General features: G+C 34.7%; 10 protein-coding genes. 2 read left to right on the top strand and 8 right to left on the bottom strand.

The genetic code is table 11. The annotated features are described in order from the left end of the window. The 4 genes from C4S35_RS14595 to C4S35_RS14580 all read right to left on the bottom strand — a co-directional run. Positions 1-3,664: beta strand repeat-containing protein (locus C4S35_RS14595; protein ID WP_146059562.1), on the bottom strand; the 3,664-nt coding region annotated here is incomplete at its 3' end. A 646-nt stretch (positions 3,665-4,310) separates the two neighbouring features. Then, positions 4,311-6,329: a protein-disulfide reductase DsbD family protein gene (locus C4S35_RS14590; RefSeq protein ID WP_104000885.1), complete on the bottom strand. Its 2,019-nt coding sequence runs from the start codon at positions 6,327-6,329 to the stop codon at positions 4,311-4,313. Continuing rightward, on the bottom strand, positions 6,329-7,639 hold the full coding sequence (tilS, locus tag C4S35_RS14585) for a tRNA lysidine(34) synthetase TilS (RefSeq protein ID WP_104000884.1): 1,311 nt from the start codon (positions 7,637-7,639) through the stop codon (positions 6,329-6,331). Before tilS ends, C4S35_RS14590 begins: the two co-directional genes overlap by 1 nt. 12 nt (positions 7,640-7,651) lie before the next feature. Continuing rightward, positions 7,652-8,953 carry an anthranilate synthase component I family protein gene (locus tag C4S35_RS14580; protein WP_104000883.1) on the bottom strand — a complete coding sequence of 434 codons (1,302 nt, stop codon included), beginning with the start codon at positions 8,951-8,953 and terminating at the stop codon, positions 7,652-7,654. Positions 8,954-9,311: 358 nt separating this feature from the next. Here C4S35_RS14580 and C4S35_RS14575 point away from each other — a divergent pair, with 358 nt between their 5' ends. After that, the gene (locus C4S35_RS14575; RefSeq protein WP_104000882.1) at positions 9,312-9,689 is read left to right on the top strand and encodes a DoxX family membrane protein; all 378 of its coding nucleotides are present in this window, start codon (positions 9,312-9,314) and stop codon (positions 9,687-9,689) included. An 81-nt stretch (positions 9,690-9,770) separates the two neighbouring features. Here the strand turns inward: C4S35_RS14575 and lpdA are convergent, their stop codons facing one another. Beyond that, positions 9,771-11,174, bottom strand: coding sequence for a dihydrolipoyl dehydrogenase (gene lpdA, locus C4S35_RS14570; protein WP_104000881.1), 1,404 nt, complete (start codon positions 11,172-11,174; stop codon positions 9,771-9,773). A 440-nt stretch (positions 11,175-11,614) separates the two neighbouring features. Beyond that, entirely contained in the window at positions 11,615-12,073 is a 459-nt protein-coding gene (locus C4S35_RS14565) for an Lrp/AsnC family transcriptional regulator (RefSeq protein ID WP_104000880.1), read from the bottom strand. Between the two features lie 291 nt (positions 12,074-12,364). On the opposite strand from C4S35_RS14565, the gene C4S35_RS14560 reads away from it, so the two are divergent. Then, positions 12,365-13,591 carry an aminotransferase class I/II-fold pyridoxal phosphate-dependent enzyme gene (locus C4S35_RS14560; RefSeq protein ID WP_104000879.1) on the top strand — a complete coding sequence of 409 codons (1,227 nt, stop codon included), beginning with the start codon at positions 12,365-12,367 and terminating at the stop codon, positions 13,589-13,591. Between the two features lie 122 nt (positions 13,592-13,713). Here the strand turns inward: C4S35_RS14560 and C4S35_RS14555 are convergent, their stop codons facing one another. Further along, positions 13,714-15,645 (bottom strand): amino acid permease, encoded by a 1,932-nt coding sequence (locus C4S35_RS14555; RefSeq protein WP_104000878.1) that lies wholly within the window; start codon positions 15,643-15,645, stop codon positions 13,714-13,716. Between the two features lie 306 nt (positions 15,646-15,951). Beyond that, positions 15,952-18,867 carry an FAD-binding and (Fe-S)-binding domain-containing protein gene (locus C4S35_RS14550; protein WP_104000877.1) on the bottom strand — a complete coding sequence of 972 codons (2,916 nt, stop codon included), beginning with the start codon at positions 18,865-18,867 and terminating at the stop codon, positions 15,952-15,954. Between the last annotated feature and the right edge of the window lie 176 nt (positions 18,868-19,043).

Raw genomic sequence — 19,043 nt, 5'->3', positions numbered from 1 at the left:
GAACCGTAATCACTTGGATTTTTGAAGAACTGTTTGATGCTACATCGGTAGCTGTCCAAGTTCTGGTCAACGTGTAGTTGTTGGTTGAGGCTCCGTTAGTTCTTACTTCAGCGTACGTTACAACTGGCGCTGCATCACAATTGTCTGTAGCGGTCAAAGTAGCCGCTGCAGGAACTGCATCACATTCTACTGTTGCGTCAGCAGGCACAGTACTCAATACTGGTTTGGTCGTATCTTGAACCGTGATCACTTGGGTTTTTGAAGAACTGTTTGATGCTACATCGGTAGCTGTCCAAGTTCTGGTCAACGTGTAGTTGTAATGTCCTATGCCTGTTGGAGTTTGTGTCTTGGTTTCTACCAAGGCGATCGAAGGACTTGCGTCACAAATATCGCTTGCTGTTACAATTGCAGCAACCGGGATTGTATTACAACTTGCTGTAGCGTCTACAGGAACTCCTGCCAATACTGGAGCTGTTATATCTAATACAGTTACCGTAAAACTACAACTGGCCGTGCCACATGAATTAGTTGCAGTAATAGTAACAGTCGTGACTCCTTTATTAAAAGTAAGGCCGCTTCCTGTACCAATGCCGCTTCCTGTTGTTGCACCGAAAAATACATAAGTAAGTGTCGCTGTGGGCGTGCCTGTTGCTGTAGAGGTATAAGTTACAACGGCATTACAAACACCTGGATCTGTGTTTTTTGAAATATTTAAAGGACATATAGTAAATGATGGCTCTTTATTGACAGTTACAGTTGCAGTAATCGGAGGGCCTGGGCATCCTCCGATAGTTGGTATAATAGTAAAAATCGTTGACTGGGCAGTAGTAGTTGTATTACTGAGTATACCTGAAATATTTCCCGTGCCGCTACTACTTATACCAGTTATATTAGAACTATTATCACGCGTCCAGTTAAAAATGGTTCCCCCTACACTTCCTGATAAAACAATTGCTGTTATAATATTGCCTGAACAAATGGCTTGGATAGTAGGAGTTGCAACTGCATTTGGTGTTGGGTTTACTACTACAGTAGCAGTGATCGCAGTTCCAATGCATCCATTTGCTGTAGGCGTAATAGTGAATGTAACAGTTTTGGTCGCTGTAGTGTTATTAATAATTACAGAATTGATATCTCCACTTCCAATTGAAGGGACAATATCAACATTTCCAGTTACGCTGCTTGTCCATGCGTAAGTTGTGCCACTTATGTTAGAATTGGTCACAATTGCAATTATAGCATCACCAGAACAAATTGTTTGAGTTGAAGGAGTTGTTGTAGCAACCGGTACCGGTCTTATCGTTATCGTTCCTGTTGCATTTAAACTGCTACAACCTCCTGTTAACGGTAGGCTGTAATTAAATATACCTGATGCAGTCGGTGTTCCGCTGATTGTAATTGTATTAGATGTAAAGGCAGCAGCTACTCCCGCAGGTAAACCCGTTGGACTACCGATACCGGTTGCACCAGTTGTAGTATGTGTAATATTCGTTAATAGAGTATTAATACATAAAGTTGGTGTTGATGATGCAGCTCCTACTGTATTGTTTGCTTTTACAGTTATCGTTCCTGTTGCATTTATACTTCCACAACCTCCCGTTAATGAAATGGTGTAATTAAATGTGCCTGATACAGTCGGTGTTCCACTTATCGTAATTGCATTGAATGCAAAGGCAGCAGTTACTCCCGCAGGTAAACCCGTTGCACTTCCAATACCGGTTGCACCGGTTGTAGCATGTGTTATATTCGTTAATACTGTATTAATACATACGGTTGGTGTTGACGAAGCTGCACCTACAGAATTATTCGGCGTTACTGTTATCGTTCCTGTTGCATTTGCACTACTGCAACCTCCTGTTAAAGGTATGCTGTAATTAAATGTACCCGATGCAGTAGGTGTTCCGCCTATTGTAATTGTATTAGACGCAAAGGCAGCAGTTACTCCCGCAGGTAAACCCGTTGGACTACCAATACCAATTGCACCAGTTGTAGTATGAGTAATATCCGTTAGTATTGTATTAATACATAAAGTTGGTGTTAATGATGCAGCTCCCACAGTATTGTTCGCTTTTACAGTTATCGTTCCTGTTGCATTTACACTGCTACAACTTCCTGTTATTGGTATGGTATAATTAAATGTTCCTGATGCCGTCGGCGTTCCGCTTATTGTAATTGCATTGGATGCAAAGGCAGCAGCTATTCCCGCAGGTAAACCCGTTAAACTACCAATACCGGTTGCACCAGTTGTAGTATGTGTAATATTCGTTAACACTGTATTAATACATAAAGTTGGTGTTGATGATGCAGCCCCTACTGTATTATTTGCTTTTACAGTTATTGTTCCTGTTGCATTTATACTTCCACAGCCTCCCGTTAATGAAATGGTGTAATTAAATATGCCTGATGCTGTCGGTGTTCCACTTATTGTAATTGTATTGGACGCCCACGCTGCGGTTACTCCCGCCGGTAAACCTGTTGCACTTCCAAGACCTGTTGCTCCAGTTGTAGTGTGACTAATATTAGTTAATGCTATATTAATACAAGAGGTTGGTGTAGATGATGCCGCACTTACTGTGTTATTCGGCGTTACTGTTATCGTTCCTGTTGCATTTACACTGCCACAACCTCCTGATAATGGTATGGTATAATTAAATGTTCCTGATGCAGTTGGTGTTCCGCTTATTGTAATTGTATTGGATGCAAAGACAGCAGTTACTCCGGTAGGTAAACCCATTGGACTACCAATACCAGTTGCAACAGTTGTAGTATGTGTAATATTCGTTAACACTGTATTAATACATAAAGTTGGTGTTGATGAAGCTGCTCCTGCATTATTGTTTGCATTCAAGGTTACAATTGGCTGTGAGGCAATATTTGTTAGTGTCCCGCCATTTTGTTTTGTTTGAGTTGTGAATGTATATATTGTATTAGTTCCGACAGTTGGTACAGTCACTTTTGTACCTCCACCTTCATATGTTATAATAACAGTGCTTCCTGCACTACAAGTCATAGTAATTGTAATCAACGATCCACTTATAGAATATATAGATTTTGCCGAAGCTGTACCTGAAAGACTAATGAATCCGGGGTTAGTAGAAGTTGTATTCTGAGGAGTTGTCCATCCAATAGGTACTAACAAAGTTAATTCAGACACAGCATTAAAATCTTTTCCATTAGGAGCAGTGAAAGTAAAAGTAAGGCTATTTCCAGTACTTCCGGAACATTTAGAAGTAGGAGCGGTTAAAACCGTTATTGTTCCATCTCCATCATTTGCATTTCCTGCATCCGTAAATGTCCACTGCGCATGCGCACCACTTTGACTATCAGCAGTCAAAAGAAAAGTTGCTCCAAGAGCATCACCTTCTTCAACAGTCGGAACATACCAAGAGGTTTGAATATTTCCAATGCTGTCAGCAACAACTGTCCACGGTTGGTGATACTGCGGATCAGTTCCTGCAGGTTCTTCCCCAACATGTTCTACAAGTAAAATAACTGTTTCACCTGCCTGAAATCCAGAACCCGTAATAATAGCCGTTGATCCCGGTCGATAATCCAGTAAATCAGTTGATACCGTTGCCTGCCCAAAAGCCACACTTGCAAAAAACAAATTGGTAAGTAAAAAAATAATCGATAAAAAATGGGATTTGTGTAAAAATGTCTTCATAACTAATTGAATTAAAATAATAAATTAGGGGCTACTACTTTATTTAAAATTTAGATGGGAAAGGAACTTCTTTGATTTTATCGCTTTAACACAATTTTATAAAATTAAAGTCTTTTTAAATAAAAAATCTTACAGCAAGTAGCTAAATTTCAAATACTTATAGACTAAGTTAAATAATTAAGAATACATTAGTATTATTTTTTAGACATTTCCGATGAACAGAATAAAAAAAACTACTAACTACATATATTGCATTTTCCAGGATAATAAAAAATAAATCGAATAGGAATTCATCACCTTTTCATCCCATATTTCCTTTCAAAAAAATTGAAATCTAATTTGAAATTATATAAATGGAACTTTTTAACTTAAAAATGAAATGCTTATTTTTTTAAAATCCATACATTATTTAGAGTTATTTATTCAAAAAAATAGACTAGAATAATACTGTTAAATAAGACAATAGGAATAAGAACAATAGTGCAAAACACGGTTAAAATAAAGTCGCTATTGTACTTCATTTAAATCGTTCACATAACATTTAAAAATAGGATGCAAAATTATGTACACCGTAAAAAAGAAATAAAAAAAACCTGTCCAAAGAGTTGAACAGGTTTTGAATATTTTAAAAAAATATTTTAAGATTCTATTTTTTGAATTGAGAGATTCCAATTTTTAGCCAACTTGCATATTCATCCACTCCAACATAACTAATAGTAGGCTTTTCTTCATTTAAACTTTTCCCTTCTAAATCTGTTAAAACATACAAAGGCTGGGTATTGGTTTTGTATTTCGAAATCATAAAATCAGTCCACTTATCTCCTGTAGTTTCAATTTCGGCTCCTGTTGTTTTCGAAACAAATTGTTCTTCTTTAGGCAATTCTCTTTTATCATCTACATATAACGAAATTAATACTACTTCATTTTTCAATTGGGATAAAACACGATCAGCAGACCAAACATTATTTTCCATTTTTCTACAATTCACACAAGCATAACCTGTAAAATCAAGCATTATGGGTTTGTTTACCGTTTTGGCGTAAGCCAAACCTTTTTCATAATCATCAAAAACCACTAAACCGTGAGGTCCACTTTTTGCCCCATCCGGTAAAACAACTGCCGATTCCTTTACTCCGGAACCTACAAAACCCATTGGACTTTCGCTATATTCCATTGGTGGCGGAAAAGCATTAATTAATTTTAGTGGTGCTCCCCAAAGTCCGGGTATTAAATAAATGGTAAAAATTAAAACAACTAACCCAAAAGCTAATCTTCCTACAGAAATATGTGGTAAAGGACTATCGTGTGGCAAAGTAATTTTTCCGAATAAATAAAAGGCCAAAGTTCCAAAAACAGCGATCCAAATCGCCAAGAAAACTTCTCTTTCCAATAAATGCAATTGCAAAACTAAATCAGCATTCGATAAAAATTTGAAAGCCAAAGCCAATTCCAAAAAACCCAAAACTACTTTCACCGTATTAAGCCATCCACCTGATTTAGGTAAAGAATGTAACCAACCTGGAAACATGGCAAATAGCATGAATGGTAAGGCTAATGCCAATGAAAAACCAAACATTCCTATAATTGGAGCAATACCTCCTTTAGAAGCAGCTTCTACTAAAAGTGTTCCTACAATAGGTCCCGTACAAGAAAATGAAACAATAGCAAGTGCCAATGCCATAAATAAAATTCCAACTATTCCTCCTCTGTCTGCCTGACTGTCTACTTTATTAGCCCACGATTGAGGCAGCATAATTTCGAATGCACCAAGAAATGAAAATGCAAAAACAATCAATAAAAGAAAGAAAATGATATTAAACCAAACATTGGTAGACAACGCATTTAATGCTCCGGCACCAAAAATCCAAGTCACTAAAAACCCTAATACAACATAGATAAATATAATCGAAACTCCGTAAATAAGTGCGTTTTTAATCCCCTTGGCTCTTGATTTACTTTGCTTGGTAAAAAAACTTACGGTCATGGGAATCATCGGAAAGACACATGGCGTAAGCAAAGCGGCAAATCCTGAGAAAAAAGCGATGAAAAATATAGACCAAAGTCCTCTTTTATTTACCGGATTAGCATCAGGAATATTGACTTTTGCAGGAATAACAGTCGCTGTACCTACTTCGGTTTTTACAACCGTTGAATCTGATCTTACACTATCTGTAACAACAGCCTCTTTTTTAACGGCATCAACAGAGTTTTTTAAAGGTGAAGGAATCGCAAAAGTGAATTTTTTTTCCAAATTAATACACGCCTCTTTGCAGACCTGATAATTCAAATCAACTTCAATTGTAGTAAGCTTTGGATTTGTGATAATAACTTGTTGCTGAATTTGAGCTTTATCGTGAAAAAACGTTTCATTAACACCAAAAACATCATTAAAAGCAGTTGTAGTTTTACTTTCTTTGGCTTTGCCAACTAAGGTAAAATTACCTTTTTGATTTTTGAAAATAACTTCTAATGCCAGTGGTCCGCCATCTGGTGTAAATTGAGAATACATATGCCAGTCTTTTTCAATGACAGCATTAAAAGTCAACAAATATGTATTCTCCGATTTTTTCTCAATTTTGGTGGTCCATTTTGCGGGATCCAGAATTTGTGCGTTTCCTTTGGCGAAAGCCAAAAAAACAAGTAGTAAAAAAATAATTTTCCTCATTATTCTAATTGTATTTTAAGTATATTTTCTGCTTTATTTTCTATTCTAAAACGTTCATCCTGCCGAATCCCAATAACCCAAACGATTTCATTATTGGAACATAAAAGCCATGCATTTTCTTTATCGATCAATGACAATTTTTCGTCTTTAAAAAGCTTGCTCACTTTCTTAGATTTGCCTCCCATTCCAAAAGGCTGAAAAACATCTCCTTCATTCCAATGGCGTAAAACCAAAGGAAATTGTAATTTATCAGTAGCAACAAATATAGTTGTATTCGAAACTAAACTAATGTCAGTTACTTTACAAAATGAAAGATTTAAGGGAATTTTAACTTCTTTCTGATTTTCTTCAATTAAAAATTCCTCCTTTTCAGTTATTAAATTTATCGGACTTAAAATTAAAGAATTTCTGTCTTTTATCAATCTAAATTCAAGAGAAAAAACCTGTTTACCAGATTGACTTTCAACCAAATCATATATATCTTCCCATGCCGAAAATCCAAATTCATGAAGCCATTGGTACAAATACGATTTGTAATTTGGTAATTTCCTCAATTGATTCAAATCAAAATGAATGTCGTCACCTTCTTGCTTTGCCACTTGTTGATAAACTATTATTGAAGCATCTTCAACCATGTCTTGTGCTTCCTGCAAATAGGTTTGCGTTTTTTGAAAAGAGGTGATAAAATTTGGATTTAACGCTTTTAATATCGGAACTAAATGATGCCGAATTTTATTCCTCAAATATTTATCGGAAGCATTACTGCTGTCTTCTCTCCATTTTATATTGTTTTCTTTTGCATAATTTTCAATTTCTTGTCTTGAAAACAACAATAATGGCCGAATTATATTTTCATTTTTCTCCGGAATTCCGGTTAAACCTTCTAATCCAGTACCTCGACTAAGATTAATGAGAAAGGTTTCTAAGTTATCATCGGCGTGATGTGCAGTCAGAATATAGTCGTAGTTTTCTGTTTCCAAAAGCTCATAAAACCAGTTGTATCTTAATTCGCGAGCGGCAATTTGAGTAGATAATTTGTAGTCTTCTGCAAAAGCTTTAGTATCAAATTGTGTTAAAAAAAGAGGTGTCGAATTTGTATTAGCATATTCCTGAACAAAGTTCTGATCTTCAAAACTTTCCATTTCTCGGAGTTGAAAATTGCAATGCGCAATAGCGATTTCATAATTTAACTTATGGAATAAATCAGCCATAACCATACTGTCTAATCCTCCGCTTGTGGCAAGAAGCAACTTTTTTCCATTCAAAAACTGGAGATTTTGGCTAAGATGATTTTCTAATTTTTGCTTCATTTTTAAAAGTAATTAATTCATTCCACTTTTACTTAAAACTTCAAGCATTGCTTTGGCTTTAAGCAAACATTCCTCATACTCCTTTTCAGGAAGAGATTGTGCCGTTATAGCACTTCCCACTGAAAACGAAACGTATTTCTTTTCTTCATTATACAAAATACTTCGAATAACCACATTGAAATCGAAGTCGCAATTTGGTGTAAAATAACCCACGGCACCGCTATACAAACCGCGTTTTGTTGCTTCCAGTTCTTCAATAATTTTCAATGCTGAAATTTTAGGCGCTCCAGTCATACTTCCCATAGGAAAAGTAGTTTTTATAGCTTCAACAGCGGAGTATTGGTTATCTAATTTTGAAGTAACTGTAGAAATCATTTGGTGTACTTGCATAAAAGAATAAATGGCACACAACTCCGCTACTTCAACAGAACCTTTTTGAGCCGTTCGAGACAAATCATTCCGAACTAAATCAGTAATCATGATGTTTTCAGCGCGTTCTTTTGGGTCTAAAGCCAATTGATTTCTTGATTTTTCATCTTCAATTGTATCCAAAAATCGCTTGGTAGTTCCTTTAATGGGTTGAGAAATTAATACTTCTGCTTCTTTCCTTAAATAACGTTCCGGTGATGCTGAAAGTAAAAAATGTTTATTGTTTTTAAAATAAATTGCAAAGGGAGGCTGAGAAATTGCATTGAGTTTTACAAATTTTTCCAACGGATTAATAATCGCATTTTCAGCAAAAAATTCCATACAAAAATTAACTTCATAAATGTCACCCTGATGGATATGATCTAATATTTTGGATGCTTTAACAAGATAATTTTCTCTTGAAATTCGTTGTTGAATTTTGATTTGTGAGTTCTGAACATTAAATATTGAAGACTGAATATTTATTTCTTCTAAATCCTCCTCTATTTCATCATCACACATATTGAGATATTGAATTTCGAGTTCATTTCCTTTCAACAAAAATATTTTTTTGGGTTGAAAGAAAAACAAATCAGGAAAACCCAACCCATCAAAATTACTTGATTTTAAATGCTCAACATCATTTTTTAAATCGAAAGATAAATAACCAAAAAGCCAATCCTTAGTGATTTGCTGATATTGTTTTAAATCTTCGAAAGCGTTATGATCGTCGGTTTTTATGGAAGTAAAAGCATCTACAGCGAGAATACAATCATAACTGGAATACTGTTGTGGATATTCGTTGCTATCCATAAAAATGATTTCACGGAATTGTTGTCCCCAAAATAGAAGCTGTTGTTTAAACAACTTTGGATCCGAAATTTGCTTAAAAATTGAAGTTCTCAATTACTATATTTCTTTAAAATTCAAAATTACAATAAAAAAAATCCTTCGATAAGAGATTACTGTAAAAATTAGCTTGTTTTTTTGTAAATTTGTTATAGTAGATTGATTTTAAATTCCTTGATAATGTCCATAAAAAAAGGGAAAGTTTTGATTGCCATTGATGCCGCAAGAAAAAGAATATGAAATGGTTAATAATACTGTTCATGATGGTAGTTCAATTTATAAAAAACTGCAAAATCATAACTAGATGTACGAGCATCGTTTTGCTGATTTATCAGTACACAAATGGGAAATTTACAGGGATGAAAGTACTATCCTAAATAGGATACTTAAGATGTAACCAATAAAACCATATACCATGAAAATTGCAATCATCATTGTTAGATCTTTACTAGGACTCCTTTTTCTTTATACCTCAATTAGTTTTTTTTTACATCTATCTCCTGAGGCTGAAACGACTGGAAATTTCAAAGCATTTAATGTCGGTTTAATGGCATCAACTTACTTGATACCTTTAGCAAAATCTTTGGAATTTCTTTGTGCAATTTCATTTATTACCGGTCGGTATGTAACCTTGGCTAATCTTATCATTTTGCCGGTTACTTTAAATATATTACTAATTAATTTTTTCCTAACGCCAGAAAACTTACCAATAGCTTTATTTGTATTTTTTGGAAATATCTTTTTAATCTTTAGCCATTGGGACAATTATAAAAGTGTATTTGTCGCTAAATAATTTTAGTTCATATATTGAAAAACCCGTCTTCTATTAAAAGGAGACGGGTTTCTTTGTATAAAACAATTATTTTTTTTCTATTTATACGTGCAGTGCTCTATTATCTGTAGCGGCAAGTGCTGCTTCTTTTATTGCTTCTGCAAATGTAGGATGCGCATGAGACATTCTTGAAATATCTTCAGCAGACGCTTTGAATTCCATAGCAGTAACAGCTTCAGCTATTAAATCCGCACAACGCGCACCAATCATGTGAACTCCCAGAACCTCATCGGTTTTTGCATCAGCAAGAATCTTTACAAATCCGTCTAAATCTCCACCTGCGCGAGCACGACCTAAAGCTTTGAATGGGAAACTTCCTGATTTATAATCTATTCCGGCAGCTTTTAATTGCTCTTCCGTTTGCCCTACTGCAGCCACTTCTGGCCATGTATAAACAACGCCAGGAATCAAGTTATAATCAATATGTGGCTTTTGGCCTGCTAATATTTCAGCAACCATTACTCCTTCTTCTTCTGCTTTGTGCGCTAACATTGCTCCACGAACAACATCACCAATTGCATAGATATTAGGAACTGAAGTTTGTAAATGGTCATTTACTTCAACCATTCCTCTATCAGAGATTTTCACGCCTGCTTTATCAGCATTCAATCCATCAGTATACGGACGACGACCTACAGAAACCAATGCATAATTCCCTTCAAGCGTAATCGTTTCACCCTTTGCATTTTCGGCTTGAACAGCAACGATATCACCATTTCTTTCTACTGACTTCACTTTGTGTGAAACGTAGAATTTCATGCCTTGTTTTTTTAATACTTTAGTCAATTCTTTAGACAATGAAGCATCCATTCCTGGAATGATTCGGTCCATGTATTCCACTACAGAAACTTGTGCTCCCAATCGTAAATATACCTGACCTAGTTCAATCCCAATAACTCCACCACCAATAATAACCAAATGTTTTGGTACTTCTGGCAATTTCAACGCTTCAGTAGAAGTAATGATTCTTTCTTTATCGATTTTGATAAATGGTAAAGAAGATGGTTTTGAACCTGTAGCGATAATGATATTTTTAGCTTCGATAGTTTCTGAGGTTCCATCCGCTTTTGCAACAGCAACATGTGTAGCATCAACAAATGAACCTAGTCCTTCGAGAACAGTAATTTTATTTTTGTCCATCAAAAATTTCACACCACCTGAAGTTTGATCTACAACAGCTTGTTTGCGTGCAATCATTTTTTCAAGGTTCACTTTTACTTCTCCAGAAACTTCAATTCCGTGATCTGCAAAATGAGCAATTTCACTGTAATGGTGCGAAGAAGCAAGCAATGCTTTTGAAGGAATACATCCTACATTCAGGCAAGTTCCTCCAAGAGCGGAATATTTTTCGATAATTGCTGTTTTGAAACCTAGTTGTGCGCAACGAATTGCTGCTACATATCCGCCTGGGCCAGAACCTATAATGACTACGTCAAATGAACTCATAGTTTATTTATTTTGTTGTGTTTTTCAAAAAAATTTAGTACAAAATTAAGGAATTTTGTTTATAAAGAAGGTTCTTTATTTAGTAATTTCAATAAAAAAAGACAGCCAATATCTTGACTGTCTTTTAAAAAAAAATTGAATGAATATTTATTATTTTTTTGATGGCATTTTCTCAATTCTTTTTAGAATATTTTCCATTGACTTCATTTCAGGTTTTTCGTCCATTTACTTCGCATTTATGTACATACTTTAGCGCAATGTACGCTTGTACTGTTTTCATCATTTCTTTTTTACTGAACACTTAAACCTGAAGATTTACGGAAAAAACCACAATAAAAGTAGCTACAAAAATTATCTTTTTCATAACAATATATTTTATTGGTTATAAAAATATTGTTATTGAATTTTATTTTAAAACATTAATAATCAATTGGTTTTGATTACAAAATATATGCTGTCGTATTTTTTACTTCCCCAATCATAAAGGTGCTGTGCGTACTTCCGATATGCTGTAAGGTGGTTAGTTTGGTCACCATAAATTCTCGGTATTCTTGCATGTCTTTCAAACAAATTTTGAGAATGTAATCGTAATCACCACTAACGTGAAAACATTCCAGTACTTCATCGAGTTGAACAACTTCTTTCTCAAATTGTGATATAAATTCCTTGGTGTGTTGCATCAATTTGAGATGACAGAAAACAACAAATCCTTTTTCTATTTTATTCCGATTCACTAACACTATATATTTGTCAATAATCCCTTCTCTTTCTAATTTTTTGATCCGTTCATAAACGGCAGTAACAGAAAGATTAAGTTTTAAGGAAAGTTCCTTGGTTGTTTTTTTACTGTCCGATTGCAATAAAAAAAGCAGTTTTTTATCGATGGCGTCTAATGTCATTTTTATTAAAATTTGAATTGAAATAAAATCTATATAAATCCTATTTAAGAAGCTAATTTAGAAAATTAAATTACATTACTCTTATTTTATAGATTTAAAATCCAATATTAAACAGTAGAATTGATTATTAATCTAAAACGCTGTTATTTTGATTGGATTTTTTAAAGACCTAAATCCCCTAGCCCTGATAGAAGCGGCATCCTTTCCAGTGCTGAACTTGTGAAACAAGTTCAGCACTGGAAAGATAGAGCGAATAGCAGGAATAGCTTCAAACAACAATAAAAAACAATTATGAAAAATTTCAATCCCGCAGACAACATTCAGGATTTACAGTACTTTGGAGAATTTGGTGGTGTAAACCCTTCAATTTCTGACTCATCAACTTATACTTTTCTTTCGGCAAAAACAATGTTCGATACTTTTGAAGGAAATATGGAAGGTTGCTATTTATATTCCCGTCATTCCTCACCAAGTAATTTATATTTAGACAAAGCCTTGGCAGCAATGGAAGGTACAGAAACAGCCAATGTTTCGGCTTCAGGAATGGGAGCGATTACCCCTACGCTATTGCAATTGTGCGGAACGGGTGATCACATTGTTTCTAGCAGAACCATTTATGGTGGAACGTATGCTTTCTTGAAAAATTTCACTCCAAGATTAGGTATCAAAACCACATTTGTCGACATCACAAAACTTGAAGTGGTTGAAGCTGCAATTACTCCGGAAACTAAAGTTTTGTACTGCGAAACGGTGAGTAATCCTTTGCTGGAAGTTGCTGATATTTCTGGTTTGGCTAAAATTGCGAAAAGGCACAATTTAAAATTGGTGGTCGATAATACTTTTTCGCCATTATCTGTTTCTCCGGCACGATTAGGTGCTGATATTGTGATTCACAGTTTGACAAAATACATCAACGGAAGCAGTGATACTGTAGGTGGTGTAACTTGTGCGTCACAAGAATTTATCGACAGTTTAAAAAACGTAAATAGTGGTGCCAGCATGTTACTTGGGCCAACAATGGATAGTTTGCGTTCCGCTAGTGTGATGAAAAACTTACGCACATTACATATTCGGATGAAACAACACAGTTATAATGCGCTGTATCTTGCGAAACGTTTTGAAAAAGACGGACTAAAAACTGTTTATCCGGGATTAGCTAGTCATCCAAGCCACAAAATCTATAAAACAATGATTAATCCTGAATATGGTTTTGGAGGAATGATGACATTGGATGTTGGAACTTTGGCGAAAGCCAATGAATTGATGGAATTGATGCAGTCGAAAAACCTGGGTTACCTAGCGGTGAGTTTAGGATTTTACAAAACCTTGTTTAGCGCACCGGGAACTTCTACATCTAGTGAAATTCCTATGGAAGAACAAATAGAAATGGGGTTGACTGATGGTTTAATCCGATTCTCTATAGGTTTAGACAATGACATTGAAAGAACCTATCAGATGATGAAAACCTGTATGATGGACTTAGAAATCCTGAAAAGTGACTCTATAGTAATGGTATAATATTTTTTTAGTTTTTTTGTTAAAAGCCGTTTGAATGCCATTTCGAACGGTTTTTTTTGGTTTAAACCAAAAAAAACCGTCTTGAATAAACAAGACGTTTTACGTTATATAAATCTTTAAAATTAAGCTTCGATCGTATTCAACTTACTGTTATTGCGGCTAAAGCCAAAATAAATTACCAGACCTATTAACAACCATATGGTAAAGTAAATCCAGTTCCAAACACTTAGTTCTGCCATCATATACAAACAGCAAATCAATCCTAATAATGGAATCAATGATAAATTTTCTTTGAAAGACCACACGGATAATCCAACCAAAACGATTAGAAAAATCCACATTGGAATTTTGTGTTTGAATAAGCCAAACCCACTTTCGTATTTAATGGATTCCGCAACTGGTAAACTGGCAATTACACCAGCATATTTAAGATCATCTTGTTGGTACTGACTTAGTAAAAGTTCTAAATCAGGCGTTCCAGTTGTGGCATTTTTAGCATCAACAGTTACTAAATAATCATATACTTTTTGAGTTTCTTCTTTATTCAATGATGTAATGATATCAGCTGAATCATTGATTTGAGTTTCATTAGTTATGAAGTCTATTGTGTTTTTTTTGTTGTATCCAAAAGAAAAAACCAATCCCACAATTATTAAAACTGGCATGATAAATTTTGAATTCACATAAGGTGTTTTGAATTTTCCACGAGGAATATCGGTTCTGTTTTGCAAAGCTAAAACTCCCGCACAAACCAATACAAAGGCAAATAAAGTTCCTATACTACATAAATCTGTAACCATAGTCAGATTCAAAAACAAAGCAGGTATTGCTACAACAAAACCGGTAACAATTGTAGCATAAGAAGGCGTTTTGAATTTAGGATGTACTTTAGAAAAACGTTTTGGCAATAATCCATCACGACTCATACTCATCCAGATACGCGGTTGCCCCATTTGAAATACTAATAAAACACTTGCCATTGCAATTACCGCACTTACTGCAATAATTCCCGACATCCATTTTAAATGCAATTTATCAAATACGAATGCTAGCGGATCCCCAACATTCAATTCGTTGTAGCTTACCATTCCTGTTAAAACCAATGCGATAGCTATATATAAAATAGTACAAATAATAATTGCCCACATCATTCCTTTTGGCAAATCACGTTGCGGGTCTTTACATTCTTCCGCAGTTGTAGAAATAGCGTCAAACCCAATATAGGCAAAGAATACAGCCGAAACCCCTTTTAAAACTCCTGAAGCCCCATTAGGTGCAAACGGATGCCAATTATCAACATCTACATAAAAAATCCCTACAGCAATGACCAAAAGTACAATACATAATTTCACTACAACCATAATATTACTGGCATTACGAGATTCTTTCATACCGCGATATACTAAAGCAGTAATCAATACAATGATTAATAAAGCAGGCAAATCAGCTACAAGATGAAAAGAACCAATAACCGGCGAAGTTGTCCATGCAGTATAAGCGCCTTGTGTTGCTAAACTTAAATTTTCAAATGTTTTTCCACCTTGCATCAAAGCAGTGGCGTCTTTAAAACCCGTGGAGGCAGATAGATAATCCATTTGGGCATATTGTGGAAGATGAATCCCCATACTATCAAGTAATCCTGTAAAATAATCACTCCAGGATATGGCGACCGTTATATTTCCCACAGCATATTCCATGATTAATGCCCAACCAATAATCCAAGCGATTATTTCTCCAAAAGCAACATAGGAATAGGTATAAGCACTTCCGGATACTGGTACCATCGAAGCAAATTCAGCGTAAGCGAAGGCAGCAAAACTACACGCTATTGCTGTAAACAGGAATAAAAAGATAACGGCAGGACCTCCATCAGCACTTGCTTTACCAATAGTGCTAAAAATACCAGCTCCAACAATTGCTGCAATTCCAAAAGCAGTCAAATCACGAGCGGTCAAATGTTTTCCTAGTGCATTATGTCCATCTGCATTATTTTTTTCAACTTGTTTTAAAATATCTTGGACCGTTTTCTTTCTGAATAAACCGTTTAATGCCATTTTGTAAATTTTATCATTAAAAATTATTATGTTGTAAATTTTACAATTTTTAGTTGTAATTAGTGTGAATTATATAAAAAAAACCAAATATATAAAACAATTTCAATATTCGAAGTTTTAAGAAAATAATTTTATCAATACTTTTATCTCTTATTCCATATTTCCTTTTTTTAGCTTTAAAAAATTAATAAATCAATATTAAAAAACTGTATTTTTTACGAAATAATAGATATTAAACAAAAGATTTAAACTAAATTCATTTTTTTACAAATATTGCACATTTAATGTTCCAAAACAAGTACAAATCTACTTTAAATATGACTTTAAAATAGATACCGGATGCAAGGCTTTTCTACGGGTTCCATCAAAAATCTGGTGACGACAACTTGTTCCTGCTGCAGCAATAGTTACAGTTTCATCGGTCGTCCTAATTTTTGGAAATAAAGTATCTTCTCCCATTTGCATGCTAATATCATAATGTTCTTTCTCGTAGCCGAAAGATCCCGCCATGCCGCAGCAACCTGAATTGTAAATGGTAACCGAGCTGTTTTTTGGTAAATTCAGCATAGTAAAAGTCGCTTCTACGCTACTCAATGATTTTTGATGACAATGTCCATGAATTTTTATCGTTTTTTTAATATCGGAAAATTGTCCGGAATGAATTTTTCCTTTTAGGATTTCATTCTTAAAAAACTCTTCGATAGTAAATACCTGTTGTGCTAGTTTTTTAGCATTTTCTTTGTCATCTGCTAAACGAATATATTCATCTCTAAAAGTCAATATCGCTGACGGTTCTATTCCTACTAAAGGAACATCTGCCGAGATAATTTTCGAAAAAACAGCAACATTTTTATTTGCAATATCTTTTGCTTCTTCCAGAAAACCTTTGGATATAAAAGCCCTTCCGCTTTCCTCATGTTCAATCAACAGTACTTCATAACCCAAATTCATCAATAGTTCATAAGCATCTATCCCAACCGAAACATCGTAATAATTAGTAAATTCATCACAAAATAAATAGAGTTTTCCATTCGTAAAAGAATTAGCTAATTGTTTGGACTTATTTTTTTCAATCCATTTTCGAAGCGTCATTTTTGCTAATAAAGGAATTTCTCTTTTTGACGCAATTCCCATTACATTTTTTATCAATGGAATATTTACTAAAAAATTAGTTACTGATGGAGCGATACTTCCCAATTGATTCAATTTAGAATTGTAAGCAAATATTTTATTCCGCAGCGAAAATCCATTTGCTTTTTGATATTGGTACAAAAACTCCGATTTTAAGGCCGCTACATCTACATTACTGGGACATTCACTCGCACAAGCTTTACAACTTACACACAATTCAAATACTTTATATAATTCTTCATGATTGAACTTGTTGTCTTTTTCTGAATGCGTCAAATATTCTCTTAGTGCATTGGCACGAGCCCTAGTGGTATCTTTCTCGTTGCGTGTCGCTCTATAACTGGGACATAAAATACCACCTGCAGAAGGCAATTTCCTGCAATCACCAGAACCATTGCATTTTTCAGCCAATCTCAAAATCCCCATACTATCTGAGAAATCCTGAATCGTTTGGATATCCGGTTCTACTCTACCCGCTTCCACCCTTAAATTTTCATCCATTTTGAAAGCATTTACTATTTTACCTTCATTCAAAATAGTATTAGGATCGAAAGCGGCTTTTATTCGTTTTAATAATTCATAATTCTTTTCTCCAATCATAAATGGTAAAAACTCGCCACGAACTATTCCGTCACCATGTTCTCCACTTAGTGAACCTCTATATTTTTTTACTAAATGTGCCACTTCAGTAGCAATGGCTCTAAATTGATGTAATCCCTCTTTTGTTTTTAAGTTTAATATGGGACGCAAGTGAATTTCGCCAGCACCCGCATGAGCATAATATATAGCCTCTTGACCATGACTTTTCATCATTGCCGAAAAATCAGCAATATAATTAGGTAAATCACTTAACTCAACGGCAGTATCCTCAATAGAATCAGCTGCTTTATCATCTCCAACAATACTTCCTAAAAGGCCGAGACCTGCTTTTCGTAACTCGTTTATTTTATCAATATCTGATCCATAAATTTTAGGCAAAGCATATCCAAAATTGTTATTTTCAAGATCAACAATTAAAGCATTGGCCTGAAATTCGGCATCTTCCATACTAATAGGAGAAGCCACTTCGAGCATGATAACTGCCTTTGGTTCCCCTTGTATGAAAAACCTGTTTTTAGCTTGTTCTCTATTAGTTTTGGTACAATTCAAAATGGTGTCATCCATCATTTCGCACGTATACAAATGATGTTTCATCGCTATGACCACCGCTTCTAAACTTTCCTGAATGGTATGAAAATGCGCCACGACCATAATATTATTCGCAGGCGGCAAATCATCTACTTTCAAAGTAATTTCGGTCGTGAAGGCTAAAGTTCCTTCGCTGCCGCAAAGCAGTTTTCCTAAATTTATCGTTTTTTCAGTACCTGAAAATAATTCTGATTTTAATAATAAATCAACTGCATAACCTGTATTTCGTCTATGAATTTCTGGTTTCGGAAACTCTTTTACAATCTCTTTTTGGTTTTCTGTATTCGAAAGTTCTTCGTAAATTGTTTTATAAATTTTACTTTCCAGTGAATCACCTTTACTCTTTTCTATAAATTCTGTCGAAGAAAGTTCCTTAAACACCGCTTTCGATCCGTCACTCAAAATAGCTTTAATTTCTACTATTTTATCACGAGTGACTCCATAACGAATTGAGGTTGTTCCGGAGGAATTATTCCCTACCATCCCTCCTATCATGCATCGATTAGATGTAGAAGTATTAGGTCCAAAAAACAAACCATGAGGTTTTAAGTATAAATTCAGTTCATCACGAATGACTCCTGGCTGAACGGTTATTGTCCTTTTTTCTGCATCAAAAGAAACAATTTTGGTGAAATATTTAGATACATCTACAATAATTCCGCTACCCACAGTTTGCCCTGCTAATGAAGTCCCTGCAGTTCTGGGAGTAAGCGAAATTTTATTTTTATTGGCAAATTGTATCAGTTTAATGATATCATCTTCGTTTTTAGGAAGTGCTACAGCAAGCGGCATAATCCTGTAAGCGGAGGCGTCTGTTGCATAAATCGTTTTGTTAAGTTTGTCATATAAAAGTGTTCCTTCTAATGACTCTGACAAATGCTTTAATTGAAGAGCGGTCAACATGGCTGGTATATTATTTAAAAAAAAACTGTTACTACAGCATTATGTGACAAATATAAATATATAAGGGATTAAAATTTAAAAATTCAAATAAGAAAAATCCAAATTTATAAATAGTGTATTTCCTTTCAATGAAAATTTAAAAAACGGCAAAGAAATTGCAACAGTAAAATAAGTCA

The organism is Flavobacterium urumqiense (genome assembly GCF_900108015.1).
GTDB lineage: Bacteria > Bacteroidota > Bacteroidia > Flavobacteriales > Flavobacteriaceae > Flavobacterium > Flavobacterium urumqiense.
Note: the sequence above shows the minus strand (reverse complement) of the source record. Positions and strands in the feature narration are given on the sequence as shown.